Raw genomic sequence first — 17694 nt, 5'->3', positions numbered from 1 at the left:
ACTAAATTAAGCCCTAATTTTAGACTTTTTTTTATTTATAGCTATTCTTTTTTATAATCTTGTTAGTTTTTATTACTCTTTCACTGCATCTACAACGGTTTCAACATTCACAGGTTGATTCAAGTTACCTTTAATAACCACCGTCGCTGATATTTTATCTTGAATAGCTTGTCTGTTTGGATCCCAGTATATCTGCAAAAACCCTAACAGCCCAGTGGCAAACCCTGCACCGTAGCCGCCGTAGCGACCAAAACAATCTAATAAACCTAATGGCTCACCGCTCAGTGCAACTACGCGGATGTTACATACTTTTTTACCCGGTGTTTGCCCGCGCCAAAGTAATGAGAACAACGTAAAGTAAACAGCAGCCCAGCCAAAACCCAAACCTAAATCTTGAATAATGCCTTTGCTCCACTGCAAAATACTGTTTGTAGTTGTTTGTGCTGGCTTTTCTTCTATTAACTGTGCAGGCTGTATTTCGTTATTTTCACTGAGCACTAATAGCTGTAAAAATACGGTAGCAAGTTGTGGGCTTTGTAGGTCATCCATTTTTGCTAATTTGGGTACTTCCCCTATTAAATTATCCAGCGCATTTTGTTGGCAGGGTTGATCACAGCTTTCATCGGCTGTTTGCGCTAAATAAGTATTTACCTTTTGTTTTTCTGTGGCGGTAAGCTCAATTTCATCTTGTATTTTTACGCCCTGAACAGCCAAACCTTGATCAGCGTTATCGCCTTCTAAGTAATCTATGCCAATTGAAAGCACAGTAAGTGCGCTTACAAATAAAATACTTGCAGCCGTTATTTTTAAGATTCTTCGCCACACATTCGACATTTTAGGTAAGTACTGTTGCGCCGTACCTTTATAAAAAGCCATTGCAGCGACAAATGCTATTAAAGCCGCGCTGAGTTTGGCGGCTAAAAATATCAGCGCTACATCAATAATAATTGCTAGTGCACGCCGAATTGGCGAAGCTAAAGGCAAGCCCAGTAAAGCCCTGTCAATTTTAAAGGCGTAGGGGGTAACAACTTCTCGGGTTTCAGAATTTGATAATTCTAATTGTTCTATCTCTTTGGCTTTCATTTATATTCTTGTTATTAAAATAGGTAACCCGGTTAACTTACGCGTTTTTTATTTTTTGCTCAAGGTAAAGCTAATAGAATCAGTGCACAAAAAAGGGCTGCATAAAATGCAGCCCTTTATGTTTTTACTCAATGTTAATTACTTACTAGTAATTATACCGTTGGATAATCGGTATAGCCTTGTTCTGCACCACCAAACAAAGTGTCGGGGTTGTGGCTGTTAAGAGGCTTGCCTTGCTTTAAGCGTGCTGGTAAGTCTGGGTTTGATACAAACGGGCGACCAAAGCCAATCATGTCGGTCCAGCCTTCGCTAAGTGCGTTGTCTGCGCGCTCTTTGGTGTACTTGCCTGCGTAAATTAATACACCGCTGTAGGCTTTGCGAATAGCGTGTTTAAACTCAACACTCATTAAAGGTGCGTCATCCCAATCGGCTTCGGCTATATGCATGTAACCTACACCGGCCTTATTTAATGCCTCAGAAACCGCTAAATAAGTTTCCTCAGGGTTTTCGTCTACTGTGTCATTAAGAGTTGTTAACGGGGCTAGTCTTACGCCTACTTTGCTGCTACCAATTTCGTCGCTAACAGCATTTACCACTTCAATTAAAAAACGTATTCGGTTTTGCACGCTGCCACCATATTCATCGGTGCGAGCATTTGATTCTGAGTCTAAAAATTGGTTAATGAGGTAACCATTTGCAGCATGAAGCTCTATGCCATCAAATCCTGCATTAACTGCATTTTTAGCAGCTTGACGAAATTCGCCTATGGCTTGCGTAATATCTTGTTTGCTCATTTCGCGTGGTAGTTGGGTGTCTACAAAACCCGGCGCGCCATTTGTATCTACAAATACTTTTACGTCTTTTGCAGCAATGGCCGAGGCTGAAATAGGCTGCACGCCACCGGTGTTGTCACTATGAGTTACGCGGCCAACATGCCAAAGCTGAGCAAACATCACGCCACCAGCGCTATGTACTGCGCTTGTTACTTTACTCCAACCTACAACTTGCTCATTTGAATAAATACCCGGAGTCCAAGCGTAACCTTTACCAAGTTCACTAATTTGTGTGCCTTCGCTTACAATTAGCCCGGCACTTGCGCGCTGTGCGTAATATGTTGCCATTAAGTCGTTAGCTAAATCGCCAGGTTGTGTTGAACGCGAGCGAGTCATTGGGGGCATAACGATACGGTTTTTTAATGTTTTACCTGCAAGTTCTATTGGTTCAAAAAGTAATGTCATAATGCCTCCTAAGTTTGATTTCGCTCATAATAACGTAACCAAGCACATGCAAAAACAACAAAAACTGCAAAATAGTTTTGTTGTATTTGCAATAAAGCCACAAAGTAAAACACATTAAGTTTAGGTGAACTAAATGTATTTTATTGACTCTTAACAGCACTATTAAGTTGAGGGTTTGATGTGAATAAAGGGAATGCGTGGCCGTGGGTCATCTCGTTTTGTATACACGCTATTGTGTTGTACTTTTTGTTTTCGCAATCTATTAAAGTTGCGCCGCCAAAGGAGGAGAAAAACGCTATAATACAGGCCTATGTTACGGTTAATTTAGCAAGCCTACCTAAGCCAAGCTCAGTTGTTACCACAACTAATGCGCCTGATATAAAACCTGTAAATACTAAAACTGATGCACCAAATGCAGCGACCTCCAACACTACACCTATAATAAAAGATTCTACAAAAGCCAAAGTAAAGGTGACTAAAAAAACGCAAGCCAAAACCACCACGTTACCAAAGGCACAAACAGAGCTTAAAAAAGAGCCTGTAAAACCTGTTGAACCCCAGTTAGCCGCGCCTTCAGAGCCTACAACAAAAGTTTCTCAAACATTTAAAAAGCTAAATCCATACGCGCCGCTATTTGGCTCTCCTGTAAATAATATGACTCATAAAAAAATGGTCTCCTTTGATGAAGATAAAAGCTCCGAAAATGATGAGATAAACAATAAGCCCACAATTAAAACACCAGTAAAGTCTGATAAATCAGAAGTTATTAGCCAAAATACAACAGGCACACGACGATTAGAAAAATTTAATGGTAAATGCTATTTAATTGATACTTCAACTGTATTTGGTAGTAATGGCATGCCTCAAAGTAGCGGTAAACCCTGTCCTGAGGATAAAACTGATAAAGAAATTATGTTTGAAAAAATCATGAAAAAATGGAGTCGTAAAAATAATTAGCTTTAAATAAGTGAACAAATAATATGTTTACCCGTATTGATAAGCTTAAAGTACTTAGGAGTAAGCCATGATCACCAAACAACTATCATCACTTTTTGTATTTAATTTATTAGTTGTAAGTGCGCAAGCTAATGCAAACCAGCGCTGGTACGTTGTTAACGACTCAGTAATGGGCGGTGTATCTAATAGCCAATTCACACAAATACAAGGCAGTTTACTGTTTACAGGCAATGTTTCGCTTGATAATAACGGCGGTTTTGCATCAATACGTACAGAGCTAAATACCCAAAGCCAAAATACTAAAGCTGTAGCGCTGCGTGTTAAAGGTGACGGGCAAACTTATCAGCTCAGGCTCAGAACAACTAATTCTCTTGATGGCGCAGCGTATACTCACTCATTTAAAACAGTAAAAAATGAATGGGTAAATATAAATTTTGCCCCAAGTGATTTTACTTTAACGTATCGCGGTCGCATGCTTGAGCAACAACCAACTATTGATTTTGACGATATAAAACAGCTAGGCTTTATGATTGCAGGTAAGCAAGAAGGTGAGTTTGAACTAGAAGTGAGTAAAATTGAGTTTAAAAGCTAGCCCACCAGCATGTTGGTGGCGCTAAATAGTATAGTCGTCACCTCGCCTTTTCATTTCACTAATAACCAACTCAACCATTTGTTGCTTTACTGCCGCTTGCTCTGATTTCAACTCTCCAAGTTGCAGCTCTAGCATGTCTATTTGCTCTTGTTGTTGCGTGTTTTTATATTGTTTTGCACCTAGATGCTCTGCATCTAAAGTTAAATTGGCATCACTTTTATTTATCTCATTGGCGCTGCTATCGATGGTTAAACTTCGCTGTGCTGGGCTTTGTTTAAGTTTGTTAATTTGTTCTTGCAGCGCAATAACTCGCCCAGTGAAGTGCTTGTATACTTTTTCGAGGTTTTTATATTGATTGCTAAACGTAGCGTTATCTTCACTGTATTCTTGCGCTTTGGTATCTAGAAACTTAGATAACACATATTTTGGCTCTTCCTCATTCTCTTCCCCGCTCTTTTCTTCACTCGCTTTTTCAACAGGTAGTTTATCTGATTGCGCTAAAGGTTGAGTATTAGAGCTGTTTACTTGGTATGGAATGGGAGTCGGTGAAATCTTCATTATTTTATCCCTAAAATAGCTCTGTAACTATTATAGGTATCGACCTCGTATTAAAATCCTTGAGTAAATTTTATTGTTAGCTAAAAGCAAAAAGCCCCACTTTATTAAAGTAGGGCTTTAGCTATTTATTACCTTGAATAAAATTACGACTCAATTGCCAGTAACTCTACTTCAAAAATAAGTACTGAGGCAGGAGGAATACTCCCTACCCGTTTTTCGCCGTACGCTAATTGATGCGGTACGTATAACGTGTATTTGTCGCCTGGGCTCATCAGTTGTAAGCCTTCAGTCCAGCCTTTAATAACTTGGTGCAAACCAAAGCTAATCGGTGTTTTACGCTCTACTGAGCTGTCAAACACAGTGCCGTCGATTAGTGTGCCGTGGTAATGCACGTTAACCATACTTTTTGGGGTTGGTGTGTTTTCACTATCGCTTTTATGGATTACTTTATACTGCAAGCCAGAAGTCGTTTCTACTACACCTTCTACCTTTGCGTTAGCGGCTAAATAGTCTGCACCTATTTGTGCATTTATGCCTGCTTGTTGTTTTGCTTTTTTACTATTTTGAAATATTAAAAAACAAAAAATGGCGATAACTACCGCCAAAATTATATTGATCATCATTAACCTTTTTCGTTGTTTTACTTTTCGTTATCTGGCTCTTCGTCTTTTTCGTCGTCATCATCGCCATTAACTATGTCGGCAATTTCTTTAAGACGAGCAAGCGCAATGCCATTTACTGAGTTTTCTGGATACTGGTCATCAATAATATCGCCAGCTTCTATATCCATTAACAAGTTAAGCGCTTGATCTACGGTTTCAACTGCGTAAATATTAAATTTACCCGCCTCTACCGCATTAAGTATTTCGTCATCAAGTACTAAGTTAACTTGGTTTGATTTAGGAATAATAACGCCTTGCGAACCGGTTAAACCACGCATTTTACACAGTTTAAAAAAGCCTTCTATTTTTTCGTTTACACCACCAATGGCTTGTACATCACCATGTTGGTTAATAGAGCCTGTCAGCGCGATAGATTGGCTAATAGGGAGGCTTGTAATAGATGAAATAAGCGCACAAAGCTCTGCTAAAGATGCACTATCGCCATCTATGTAACCATAACTTTGCTCTATGGCAATATTAGCACTAAGCGTTAAGCTAAACTGCTGTGCGTACTTATTACCTAAATAGCCGGTAAGCAACATCACGCCTTTTGAGTGGATAGCTTTACCTAGTTCGGCTTCGCGTTCAACGTCTATTACGCCATCGGCGCCTGCATAAACAGTTGCCGTAATACGCGCAGGTGTACCAAACGAGGTATCGCCAATGTGTAGTACTGTTAAACCATTTACTTTACCTATAGCTTGGCCATCAGTTGCAATAAGTGTATGGCCTTCTTTTATATCGCTAAGCATGTTTTCGCTGATCTGACCGGTACGATATTGTTTGCCTTCAATGGCTTCGTCAATATGGTATGCATCAATAACCGTTAAGTTATCTTGTTTCGCGTAATAACTCGCCTCAGCAACTAATTCAAGCACATCAGCAAAGCGCGCCGAGAGTTTATTATGATGCTCAGCTTGGCGGTAACTAAATTTAAGTAACCGGACCATAGCAGCCTCTGTAGCGGTGCATTTTAATGTTTGCTCGCAATACTCAGTCACTTTGGTAATAAACTGATATTGCAACTTATCGCTACTTGGCAAGTAGTAATCAAAGTCGGCTAATACTCTAAATAGCTCTGCAAATTCTTCGTCATATTCACCTATGGTGTAGTACAACTCGCGTGAGCCTAATAAAATAATTTTAACATCAAGCGGTATAAGCTGCGGGCGAAGTGTAAAGCTCGTCCCTACTGTGCTGTCTTGGTACGGTAAGTCATTTTTAATTTGGTGTGTTTTTAACGCGAGCTTTAAACCATCCCACACTTGTGGGTTTGCCATGATTTTTTCAGCGTCCATAATTAAATAGCCGCCATTAGCACGGTGCAATGCACCTGCCTGAATTGATCGATAACATGTAATTAAAGAGCCTTGCGATGTTGAGTACTCAATTTTGCCAAATATATTGCCAAACGTTGGGTTTGGCTCGTACACAACCGGTGCTGCGTCGTCTTCTTTAAACTCAACTAAAATGTTAGGTGCAAAAAAGTCGGTAAGCATGCCTTTGCGGTCAAAGTCTTCTTTGCTTTCTTCACTTTCATCTTCGTCATCTAGCCATTCAAGTACCGCGTCTATAATTTCAACGCGAATATCTTTTAAATAACGCAGTACGCCAATATGAGTTGCGTATTTATGTTCTAAGTCTTTTAAAAGTGGTTTAGTGGCTTGCTCTGCAGTCGATTTTTTAAGATTGCGTTGCTTTTCTTTTGATTCGCGTTTCCAACGTGGCAGTTCTATTAATGCTTCTATTAATGAATCTTCTAGCTTTTCAATTTTTTCAAAAAACTCTTCACGTAACGTTTCTTCAAGTTCGCCAAATTCGCTGTCGCTTAATTGTTTACCATCTACAAGTGGTGCAAACCCTACTGAATTTTTTTCTTCAACTAATGCAACGCTTTGCTCAAACGCCGCAATTTCTACTGCGGTAATAGCACTGTCGTAGGCATCGTTAAATTCACGGTCGATTGATTTTTTCTTACGCTGATACGCTGGGTTATCAAATGCAGCAGGAAAGGTGTCGAGCACTTCATCTAAAAATGAATCTATGTCGTCACTAAGTTGCTTGCTTTGTCCTGGTTGCATAAACAGCGCAATGGGCTCTCTGTGATCATCGTAATTATTTACGTATAACCATTCGTTTGGCGTTGAGCGGTCTTTTGCGTGTTGCTTAAGTTTATCTTTAACAAGCGTAAAGCGCCCGTGAGCAGCCTCGCCCATTACATAAACGTTGTAACCCGGCAGTTCCATCCCTAATGAAAAATCTAAAGCACTTTGGGCGCGTTGTTGGCCTATAAACGTAAGTTGCTCTGGGTATGGATTGCTCATGCACGTGTTTACGTGATTAGTAGATATACTCGGTGCGAGCTTTGAAACAGATAGTGGCAGCAATTTTTTCGTCATTCTAACTTCTTTTTTTACCAGCATATTCGCTGGCCTTTGGGCGTATTAAGTGGCCCGCAGCCACTTAATACTTATATTTAAGGGTGCAGTGCCTTACGACTAAAATAGATTCCATCACATTCAATACACGGTGTAATTTGTGTAGCGTGATAAACATCGTAACTATGGGTGCAATTCTTACATACTAATGTGCCCATGGCTATCCATTCGCCTGCGTGATACACACCATTGTGCTTAAAATCTTGACTTAAAGATTGCCACTCAAGCTGGGTTTTATCTTCTATGTGCGAAAGTTCAAACCAAAGAGACTCTTTAAGCTCTTGCCATGCAAGCGAATTATAGTGTGATTCGTTCTCTACTATATGTTCAATATCATTCTTTAAATAGCTTTTATAGAGCTCATATCTTTCTTGACTTAAATCTTTAAGCGCCTGCTCAGATTCAACAAACCCAGAAACCACATCTTTTAAACCATGCTCTTTCACATCTTTTATCCAATGGGTAAAACTGCTAAGCCATGTTTTGTAATCAGTCATTTTTTACTCCTTCAAAATTGCTGTTAAATCAGTCTGTAACTTATGACTTTAGCTAACCACACTATAAAAAAGCAGGTTAACCTGCACTGAAAGTTACAATTTAATAAAAGCATGTTTTTGACGCTGTGAATAGTGTTTTATTTGGGGTATCCTAATGGCAATTTTTTATTAGTTTGCAAGAAGTCTGGAACCATAGATGCAAGAGCAATATAACCCGCAAGATATAGAGTCAAAAGTACAAAGCTACTGGGAAGAAAACCAGGTATTTAAAGTCACTGAAGATGAGAGCAAAGAAAAGTATTACTGCCTTTCTATGTTCCCTTATCCGAGTGGTCGACTGCATATGGGTCATGTGCGTAACTACACCATTGGTGATGTTGTTTCTCGTTTCCAGCGCCTGCAAGGCAAAAACGTAATGCAACCTATGGGTTGGGATGCGTTTGGTTTACCTGCAGAAAACGCTGCTATTAAAAACAAAACAGCACCCGCTAAGTGGACATACGAAAATATTGATTACATGCGTACCCAACTTAAGCAATTAGGTTTTGGTTATGACTGGGATCGCGAAATTGCGACGTGTCATCCAGAGTACTACAAGTGGGAGCAGTGGTTTTTCACTAAGCTTTACGAAAAAGGCCTAGTGTATAAAAAAATGTCGACAGTTAACTGGGATCCAGTGGATCAAACAGTACTCGCTAACGAGCAAGTTATTGATGGTCGCGGTTGGCGTTCGGGTGCTGTAGTTGAGCAAAAAGAAATTCCACAGTGGTTTATTAAAATTACTGACTACGCACAAGAGCTACTTGACGATTTAGACAAGTTAGAAGATTGGCCAGAGCAAGTTAAAACAATGCAGCGTAACTGGATTGGCCGCTCTGAAGGGTGTGATATTGAATTTAAACGCACAGATAACGACGAAACATTTAGCGTATACACAACTCGCCCAGATACCTTTATGGGTGTTACATATGTTGCTGTTGCCGGTGGCCACCCTATTGCACAAGAAGCCGCTAAAAATAGCGATGCTATTGCAATGTTTGTTGAAGAATGCAAAAACACCAAAGTTGCCGAAGCAGACATGGCAACAATGGAGAAAAAAGGCATAGCAACAGGCTTTTACGCCACTCACCCATTAACGGGCGAGCAAGTACCAATTTGGGTCGCTAACTTTGTATTAATGCATTATGGCTCAGGCGCTGTAATGGCAGTACCTGCACACGACCAACGCGATTTTGAATTTGCAACGGCGTACGGCCTAGATATAAAACAAGTTATTGCACCGGCTGAAGGTTCAGATCTTGAAGTAAACCTAAAAGAAGAAGCGTTTACTGATAAAGGCGTACTTGTAAATTCGGGTGAATTTAACGGTCTAGATTTTGAAGCTGGTTTTAAAGCCATTGCCGACAAATTAGAAGCACTAGGCGTTGGTGAGCGTAAAGTAAACTTCCGCCTGCGTGACTGGGGTGTGAGCCGTCAGCGTTATTGGGGCTCTCCAATTCCAATGCTTAGCGATGAAGATGGTAAAGAGCTTGCTGCAACAGAAGATATGCTACCTGTTCGTTTACCAGAAGATGTCGTAATGAACGGTGTAACGTCACCGCTTAAAGCAGACCCAGAGTGGGCTAAAACAACAGTAAATGGCGCACCTGCGTTTCACGAAACTGATACGTTTGACACCTTTATGGAATCGTCTTGGTACTACGCACGCTACTGTAGCCCACGCTACGACGAAGGTATGCTAGATCCTGCGGCTGCTAACTACTGGTTACCAGTAAACCAATACATTGGTGGTATTGAGCATGCAATTTTACACTTATTGTACTCGCGCTTTTTCCATAAATTATTACGTGACTTTGGTTTAGTTAATTCAGACGAGCCGTTTGACCGCTTACTTTGTCAAGGTATGGTACTTGCTGAAACATTTTATCGTAAAGATGAAAAAGGCGGCGACATTTGGATTTCGCCAACTGATGTAAACACCGAAACCGACGAAAAAGGCCGTGTAACTAAAGCATGGCACAAAGAAGATGGCGAGCCGGTATTCTCATCAGGCATGAGCAAAATGTCTAAGTCTAAAAACAACGGTATAGACCCACAACATGTAATTGCCCAGTATGGTGCAGATACAGTACGTTTATTCATGATGTTTACAGCACCACCAGAGCAAACGCTTGAATGGTCGGACTCGGGCGTTGAAGGCGCACACCGTTTCTTAAAACGTGTATGGAAATACGCGGTAGACGTTAAAACAGTAGGTTACCAAGCACTTGATAAATCAGCGCTAACTAACCCACAAAAAGTATTACGTCGCGACTTACACAAAGCAATCGCTAAAGTGACTGATGATGTTGAACGTCGTCAAACCTTTAACACCGCTATTGCCGCTATTATGGAGCTTTCTAATAAGTTATTAAAAGCACCATTAAACGACAAGCAAGATGTAGCCATTGCTAATGAAGCACTTGAAGCATTAATTATTATGCTTGCACCTATTACTCCGCATTTATCGCATGAGCTTTGGAAAGAGCTTGGTAAAGAAGGCGAGATTTTAGATGCAGCATGGCCAAAAGTTGACGAGTCGGCACTTGTTGAAGATGAAAAACTAATCATCGTGCAAGTAAATGGTAAGCTTCGCGCTAAGTTAACAGTGGCAGCTGGTGCAACTCAAGAGCAAGTAGAAGCCCTTGCGTTTGCTGAGTCTAACGTCACTAAATTTACTGATGGCTCAACTATTCGTAAAATTATTTACGTACCAGGCAAACTACTTAACGTGGTAGCTAACTAATATGGCTGCATTTAACGCCATTAAAAATGGACTAGCCTTAGTGCTAGTCTGTTTTTTGTTATCAAGCTGTGGATTTCATTTAAAAAAAGCCTCTAGCTTACCTGATAACTTAAAACAGCTAACACTTGTAGGCGATGACGAAAAATCGACTTTATTCACTGAGCTTAAAAAAGAGCTTAAAGCGAGTAACGTAGAGCTAGTATCGTCAGCTAAAGATAAAGCTCAGTTGTATTTACGTAAAGAAACTATCGAACGCCAAACACTTTCGTTGTTTCAAAATGGTCAGGTTGCTGAATACGAGCTCGCTTATGGCGTATCGTATGTAGTTAAACGACCAGGCGAAAAAGCAATAGAAAAACGCTTTGAGCTTTACCGTAATTACCAAGACGATCCGGATCATGCATTAGCAAAAGCAAAAGAGCTTGAGCTACTCATTAGCGAGATTCGTGAGCAAGCTAGTCGTCGTATTGTTAGAGAGCTGTCGCAACTATAATGCGCTGCTACGCTAATCAACTACCGAGTGAATTAAATAAAGGGCTAAAGCCCTTTTATTTAGTGTTTGGGGAAGAACCTTTTCAAGAAGCGCAATGCGTACAGCAAATTCGTGACGCTGCTAAGCAGCAAGGGTTTGATGAGGTAATTAAGTTTACTTTAATGCAAGGGTTCGATTGGCAAGAAATTATAGCTCAATACCAAAGCATGTCGTTGTTTAGTGCGCGCACTATTATTGAGCTTGATTTAAACCAACAAAAACCAGGCGTTATTGGCAGCAACACCTTTAAAAAAGTGGTTGAACTGGTTAATCCCGATACTATTTTAATTGTTAAAGGCGCTAAAGCCAGCCAAGAAGTACAACGTGGTGCATGGTTTAAAGCCCTTGATAAACTAGGCGTATTTGTTCCTTGTTACCCGCTTACAGGCACGCATGTAAAACGATGGCTTGATGATCAATGCCAACGTTTATCGCTCAATGTACAAAACGACGCCAAAGTAAGCTTAATTAATGCCACTGAAGGTAACTTATTAGCGTGTTTTCAGGAACTTGAAAAACTCTCACTACTTCACGGCAATGCTTTAATTACTCAGCAATTAGTGATGCAAGGGCTTTTAAATCAAGCCAAGTTTGATATTTTTGATTTAAGTGATGCACTATTAAATGGTCACGCTAAACAAGCTATAAAAGTATTAAACAAACTTGCGAGCGACAACACCGAAGTGGTGAGCATTTTGTGGGCGATTACCAAAGAGCTTAATACACTAATAAGTGTGCAACTTGGTTTACTAAATGGCGAGCCTATCGCTAATTTATTTAAACAAAAGGCTATTTGGAAAAACCAACAAGGCCCTGTTCAAAATGCTATTAACCGGTTAAAAATGCACACACTAGAGCAAATAAATAGTGATGTAGCGTTGTTTGATGCCAGTTATAAGCAAGGTAAGTTAATAGCACCTTACCAAGCGCTTGCACATATTTGCATTAAATTTTGCCAGCCGCTTAACATTCCTATGCCGTGCCACACGGCTAATTAATAAATAGCTAATGGGTGTTAAATGATCGCAATTTTTGGTGGTACCTTTGACCCAGTTCATTTAGGTCATATAAATATGGCGCAGCAATGCGTTAATGCGTTTAATTTAGATACGCTTTATTTTATGCCGTGTGCACTCCCTGCACATAAAGCTGCGCCGGGTATTAGTACGCAGCATCGAATTAATATGCTAAACGCAGCTATTGCACCTTATCCTCATTTTGAACTCGATTTAAGAGAACTTAACCGAACCGGTCCATCGTATTCGTTGCTGAGCTTGCAAGAGCTTCATAAAGAGCACCCCACTACACCTATTTTATTTTTAATTGGTATGGACTCTTTTAACAATCTGGATAAATGGTTTGAGTGGCAAGCAATAACGCAACTTTGTCATATTGTGGTCTACCAACGCCCTGCTCAACATTGCACTGTTAATGGCGAGCTAAAAAGCTATATGCAACACGCAAATGTAGACGAAGCAGCAACACTTAAGCAGTCACTTGCCGGTAAACTTTATTTTTTACCCGGTGAAATGCTCGATGCGGCCTCAAGTACTATTCGCAAGCAGCTAAAAATAAGTAATAAAAAGAATGAACTATTGCCCGATGCAGTGAGTCATTACATACAAATGCATCAGCTCTATCAAATTGATGCTTAAAAACTCCTAGCGTGTTAAAATGCGCGCCATTAAATTTTTAAATTGAGACAAAACCTTGGATTCAAAACAACTACTCGCCTTTGCAATGGATAAAATTGACGATATGAAAGCGCGTGACATCGTTCATATTGACGTAACTAAGACATCAGATATCACAGATTACATGGTAATTTGTTCTGGTACTTCTAAACGTCACGTACAGTCAATTGCTGATCACTTAGCAAAAGAAGCGCGTCATGCAGATTCAGAACCACTAGGTTATGAAGGTGAAGGCGACGGCGAATGGGCACTGGTTGATTTAGGTGATGTGGTTGTACACGTGATGCAAAGCGAAGCACGTATCTATTACGATCTAGAAAAACTGTGGGGCTAAACGCTCACTTATTTTAGACAATGCTTGGAAGTAATACGTGAAAATACAAATGATTGCTGTTGGTACCAAAATGCCAGCATGGGTAGAAACGGGATTTGCAGAATATCAGCGCCGTTTCCCTAAAGATATGGCCCTTGAGTTAATTGAAATTCAAGCCGGAAAACGTGGTAAAAATGCAGATATAAAGCGTATTTTACACATTGAAGGTGAAAAAACATTAGCGGCTATTCCAAAAGGCAATCGTATTGTAACGTTAGAGGTAACAGGGAAAGCGCTGGATACTCACCAACTTGCTAAAAATATGGAAAAATGGCAACTCGACGGCCGCGATGTAAGTTTACTTATTGGCGGACCTGAAGGACTTGCTCCAGAGTGCATTGCAGCTTCTGAGCAAAAATGGTCGTTATCTAATTTAACATTGCCGCACCCTTTGGTGCGTATAATTGTTGCAGAGAGCCTTTATCGAGGCTGGAGCTTAAATAACAACCATCCTTATCATCGCGAGTAACCCCTTGCCATGCTAAAACATAGACCCACTATTCGTGACCACTCCGCAGAAGCAAACTTATTTGCTAGGCGAGCATTCGTGGGTTTTGTTTTTGTATTAGGATTAGTCGCTGTATTACTTTCTAATCTTTATACTATTCAGGTAGAAGATCACCAAGACTACCAAACCCGCTCCAACGATAACCGCATTAAAGTTATTCCTATTGCACCCAACCGTGGTTTAATTTACGACCGTAACGGTGTGCTACTTGCTGAAAACAAACCTGTTTACAACCTTGAAGTCATCCCCGAAGAGGTAGATGACCTTGACGAATCGCTTGATCAAATAAGTAAAATAATTGCGATTACAGAGCAAGATAAACAAGACTTTTTAAAAGATATAAAACACACCCGTCGTTTTAAATCACAAGTATTAAAAGCCCGCTTAGACGAAACAGAAGTGGCGAAATTTTCGGTTAATCAGCATAAATTTCCTGGTTTTAGTATTGAGGCACGTCTGGCTCGCTACTACCCATTTGGCGACACGCTAACGCATGCGCTTGGATATGTTGCCAAGCTTAATAGAAAAGAGCTAAACCAATTAGAACAAGAAGATCGTGCAACCAATTACCGTGCTACATATGATATTGGCAAGCTCGGATTAGAAAAATACTATGAAGAGACATTGCACGGTAAAGTGGGCTCACAACGGGTAGAAGTTAATAACCGTGGCCGTGTAATTCGCACTCTAAGCATGACCCAGCCACAACCTGGTAGCGATTTAGTACTTACCTTAGACATTGGCTTGCAACAAATTGCACAGCATGGGCTTAAAGATATGCGTGGCGCTGTTGTAGTTATGGATGCAAAAGATGGTGGCGTGCTGGCACTTTATTCAAACCCAAGTTACGACCCAAATTTATTTGTACACGGCATTAGCAGCAAAAATTATAAAGCGTTACTTAACCAAGACCGTCCGTTAATAAACCGTACTACGCAAGGTCGTTATGCGCCTGCCTCTACGGTAAAGCCCTTAATGGCTGTATTAGCGCTTGAAGAAAATATAGTAAATGAATCAACATCAATGTGGGATCCTGGTTTTTTTCAAATTCCAAATGTTGAACACAAATGGCGAGATTGGAAACGTTGGGGCCATGGTCATGTGGATGTATACAAGGCGATTGAAGAGTCGTGCGATACCTATTTTTACGATGCGGCTTATCGATTAGGCATCACTAAAATCAGTGATTTTATGGCCCGTTTTGGCTACGGCGATTTGTCAGGTATTGATATTCATGAAGAAACTACTGCTATTCTACCTTCAAAAGAATGGAAAGAAGGACGCTTTAAAGAGTCTTGGTGGCGTGGTGATACTATTTCGGTAGGTATTGGTCAAGGTTACTGGACTGCTACACCAATTCAAATTGCAAATGCGACTAACATATTAGTTAATCGTGGTATTAATCATCCACCTCATTTGGTGCAAGTAATAAAAAAAGATAGCGACATAACGCAAATTAACAACGAAGAAAAACCCCCTGTTATTTTAAAAGATCCACGCCATTGGCAAGTATCGTTAGATGCAATGCATAATACAGTTCAAAAAATATCAGGCACAGCGCACAAAGCATTTAAAGGCACTAACTACGACTCGGCTGGTAAAACGGGTACTGCACAGGTAGTTAGTATTGCCCAAGGTGAACGCTACGATGCAGAATCGCTTAAAGAGCGCCAGCGTGACAACACAATTTACGTAGGGTTTGCACCTTACAACGATCCTAAAATTGTGGTTTCTGTTGTATTAGAAAACAACCACGGTGGTATTCAAATTGCTCGCCAACTTATGGATTACTACTTTGCAGCCAATCCAGTTAATCTTGCAAGGAACGATACACCATGACCGCTTTACACGATAAACGCTCTATTTGGATGCGTATGCATCTAGACCTACCACTGCTTATTGCATTACTCATAATGATGGCTGGTAGCATAATGGTTGTTTACAGCGCAAGCGGCCAAGACTCTTCAATGATGATTAGGCACATGACTCGTATGGGCGGTGCGGTTGTTGCTATGGTTGTTTTGGCCCAATTTTCGCCTGCCACATTAAAGCGTTTAGTGATCCCACTTTATTGCGTTGGTTTATTAATGCTAGTGGGTGTACTTTTATTTGGCGTAAGCTCAAAAGGCGCACAGCGATGGCTCGATTTAGGGGTGACACGGTTTCAACCTGCAGAATTAATGAAGCTGGCAGTCCCGATGATGGTAGCTTGGTATATAGGGCGTAACCACTTACCCCCTCGGCCAATGCACTTAATTATTGGCTTTATGATTGTAATGCTCCCTACATTATTAATTAAAGAACAACCCGATTTAGGTACCGCTATACTTATTGCAAGTTCAGGTATATTTGTTTTGTTTTTGTCTGGATTAAGTTGGCGTTTAATCGGCTTTTTAAGCTCTATTGTAGCGCTTGCCGCATGGCCATTTTGGCACTACGGTATGCACGATTATCAAAAGCAGCGTGTACTCACCTTTTTAGACCCTGAGAGCGATCCGCTCGGTTCAGGTTATCATATTATTCAATCTAAAATTGCTATTGGATCAGGCGGTATAGAAGGTAAAGGCTGGCTGCTTGGTACGCAATCGCAATTAGAATTTTTGCCAGAGCGCCACACCGACTTTATATTTTCGGTTTTAAGCGAAGAATTTGGTTTATTTGGCGTATGTGTTTTACTTAGTCTCTATTTATTTATTATTGGCCGTGGTTTATACATTGCTGTTAATGCACAAGATGCATTTGGTAAATTGCTCGCAGGCGCACTCACCCTCACCTTTTTTGTGTACGTATTTGTAAACATAGGCATGGTGTCGGGTTTATTACCTGTAGTAGGCGTACCTTTACCACTGATTAGTTATGGTGGTACATCGATGGTGACGTTAATGGCAGGATTTGGCATTATTATGTCAATCGCAACAGATAAAAGGATGCTTTTAAAATAATGCGACACACTAATCAGCTTATATTTACTACATTATTAATTTTACTTTTAAGTGCTTGTAGTAGCGGATCAAGTAGCCGTTATAGTATGCGTCATGATGCAGCGCCATTAAGAGCCCCAACTACACTTGAGATGCAAGACGCTATAGTAACCGAAACCACTAAAAGTGCTAGCGCTAGCCGCCCATACACAGTGCTTGGTAAAAGCTATTCCCCGATGCTTGATGAAACAGGTTATTCTGAGGAAGGTATTGCCTCGTGGTATGGTCGTAAGTTTCATGGTTATCACACCTCAAATGGTGAAACCTACGATATGTTTGCCATGACCGCAGCGCATAAAACACTGCCATTACCTAGCTTTGTTAAAGTAACCAATACCGCAAATGGTAAATCGGTAATAGTGCGCGTAAACGACCGGGGCCCGTTTCATGACGATAGAGTGATTGACCTTTCGTACGCAGCCGCTTATAAGCTTGGTTATTACACTCATGGTACAGCAAAGGTTAAGCTAGAGGCCGTTACGCTTGCTGGCTCTGCTGTAAATCAAACCTATATTCAAGTAGCTGCAGGTAGTACACTAACAAACATTGAAGCGCTAGCAAGCACGTTAAGAAGTCAGTATAAATTACCAACAAATATCGTTCAAAAGGACGCTATTTATAGATTGCACCTCGGCCCTATTAAAGATGCCCAGCATGCAAAAGAAGTATTACAAAAATTAAAACAAGATCAATTTCAAAATGCGTTCTTGCTATACACTCAGTAAGACTAATACCCAAACTACCCCAGGATGCTCGCATCTCAGGGTAGTTTGGGTATAAAATGGCGTAACGCGAA

Annotated in this window: 17 protein-coding genes; 11 read left to right on the top strand and 6 right to left on the bottom strand. The window is 40.5% G+C overall.

The features are described from left to right. Positions 1-72 precede the first annotated feature (72 nt). Both I6F54_RS12325 and I6F54_RS12320 read right to left on the bottom strand, forming a co-directional pair. Complete coding sequence (locus I6F54_RS12325) at positions 73-1083, bottom strand: RDD family protein (RefSeq protein WP_197141573.1); 1011 nt, start codon at positions 1081-1083, stop codon at positions 73-75. A gap of 152 nt (positions 1084-1235) precedes the next feature. Beyond that, positions 1236-2321: an alkene reductase gene (locus tag I6F54_RS12320; RefSeq protein WP_197141571.1), complete on the bottom strand. Its 1086-nt coding sequence runs from the start codon at positions 2319-2321 to the stop codon at positions 1236-1238. Positions 2322-2501: 180 nt separating this feature from the next. Between I6F54_RS12320 and I6F54_RS12315 the strand changes: the two genes are divergently transcribed. Both I6F54_RS12315 and I6F54_RS12310 read left to right on the top strand, forming a co-directional pair. Then, positions 2502-3278, top strand: a complete 777-nt coding sequence (locus I6F54_RS12315) for a hypothetical protein (protein WP_197141569.1) — start codon at positions 2502-2504, stop codon at positions 3276-3278. Positions 3279-3345: 67 nt separating this feature from the next. Beyond that, complete coding sequence (locus I6F54_RS12310) at positions 3346-3870, top strand: CIA30 family protein (protein WP_197141567.1); 525 nt, start codon at positions 3346-3348, stop codon at positions 3868-3870. Between the two features lie 21 nt (positions 3871-3891). On the opposite strand, the gene I6F54_RS12305 is transcribed toward I6F54_RS12310, so the two are convergent. The 4 genes from I6F54_RS12305 to I6F54_RS12290 all read right to left on the bottom strand — a co-directional run bounded on the left by I6F54_RS12305 (position 3892) and on the right by I6F54_RS12290 (position 8025). After that, positions 3892-4428 (bottom strand): hypothetical protein, encoded by a 537-nt coding sequence (locus I6F54_RS12305; protein WP_197141565.1) that lies wholly within the window; start codon positions 4426-4428, stop codon positions 3892-3894. 143 nt (positions 4429-4571) lie between these two features. Next, the gene (locus I6F54_RS12300) at positions 4572-5048 is read right to left on the bottom strand and encodes an FKBP-type peptidyl-prolyl cis-trans isomerase (protein WP_197141563.1); all 477 of its coding nucleotides are present in this window, start codon (positions 5046-5048) and stop codon (positions 4572-4574) included. Positions 5049-5068: 20 nt separating this feature from the next. After that, the gene (locus tag I6F54_RS12295) at positions 5069-7489 is read right to left on the bottom strand and encodes a Lon protease family protein (RefSeq protein ID WP_231617025.1); all 2421 of its coding nucleotides are present in this window, start codon (positions 7487-7489) and stop codon (positions 5069-5071) included. A gap of 77 nt (positions 7490-7566) precedes the next feature. After that, positions 7567-8025 (bottom strand): zinc ribbon-containing protein, encoded by a 459-nt coding sequence (locus I6F54_RS12290; protein ID WP_007585575.1) that lies wholly within the window; start codon positions 8023-8025, stop codon positions 7567-7569. A 196-nt stretch (positions 8026-8221) separates the two neighbouring features. Between I6F54_RS12290 and leuS the strand changes: the two genes are divergently transcribed. From leuS to I6F54_RS12245, 9 genes are read left to right on the top strand one after another with little or no spacing between them, the layout of a single operon-like run. Further along, entirely contained in the window at positions 8222-10810 is a 2589-nt protein-coding gene (leuS, locus tag I6F54_RS12285) for a leucine--tRNA ligase (RefSeq protein ID WP_197141560.1), read from the top strand. Between the two features lies 1 nt (position 10811). Further along, on the top strand, positions 10812-11303 hold the full coding sequence (locus I6F54_RS12280) for an LPS-assembly lipoprotein LptE (protein WP_165744033.1): 492 nt from the start codon (positions 10812-10814) through the stop codon (positions 11301-11303). After that, positions 11303-12340: a DNA polymerase III subunit delta gene (gene holA / locus I6F54_RS12275; RefSeq protein ID WP_197141558.1), complete on the top strand. Its 1038-nt coding sequence runs from the start codon at positions 11303-11305 to the stop codon at positions 12338-12340. Before I6F54_RS12280 ends, holA begins: the two co-directional genes overlap by 1 nt. A gap of 21 nt (positions 12341-12361) precedes the next feature. Further along, the gene (gene nadD / locus I6F54_RS12270) at positions 12362-12997 is read left to right on the top strand and encodes a nicotinate-nucleotide adenylyltransferase (protein WP_197141556.1); all 636 of its coding nucleotides are present in this window, start codon (positions 12362-12364) and stop codon (positions 12995-12997) included. Between the two features lie 55 nt (positions 12998-13052). Beyond that, on the top strand, positions 13053-13370 hold the full coding sequence (gene rsfS / locus I6F54_RS12265) for a ribosome silencing factor (RefSeq protein WP_165728920.1): 318 nt from the start codon (positions 13053-13055) through the stop codon (positions 13368-13370). Between the two features lie 37 nt (positions 13371-13407). Beyond that, positions 13408-13878, top strand: a complete 471-nt coding sequence (gene rlmH / locus I6F54_RS12260) for a 23S rRNA (pseudouridine(1915)-N(3))-methyltransferase RlmH (protein WP_007585562.1) — start codon at positions 13408-13410, stop codon at positions 13876-13878. A 9-nt stretch (positions 13879-13887) separates the two neighbouring features. Next, on the top strand, positions 13888-15756 hold the full coding sequence (gene mrdA, locus I6F54_RS12255) for a penicillin-binding protein 2 (protein ID WP_033012431.1): 1869 nt from the start codon (positions 13888-13890) through the stop codon (positions 15754-15756). After that, positions 15753-16859: a rod shape-determining protein RodA gene (gene rodA, locus I6F54_RS12250; RefSeq protein ID WP_007585558.1), complete on the top strand. Its 1107-nt coding sequence runs from the start codon at positions 15753-15755 to the stop codon at positions 16857-16859. Before mrdA ends, rodA begins: the two co-directional genes overlap by 4 nt. Continuing rightward, positions 16859-17623 (top strand): septal ring lytic transglycosylase RlpA family protein, encoded by a 765-nt coding sequence (locus I6F54_RS12245; protein WP_165739928.1) that lies wholly within the window; start codon positions 16859-16861, stop codon positions 17621-17623. The genes rodA and I6F54_RS12245 overlap by 1 nt, the downstream gene beginning before the upstream one ends. Positions 17624-17694 lie beyond the last annotated feature (71 nt).

This window comes from Pseudoalteromonas sp. SWXJZ10B, from assembly GCF_015864475.1.
Lineage (GTDB): Bacteria > Pseudomonadota > Gammaproteobacteria > Enterobacterales > Alteromonadaceae > Pseudoalteromonas > Pseudoalteromonas arctica.
Note: the sequence above shows the minus strand (reverse complement) of the source record. Positions and strands in the feature narration are given on the sequence as shown.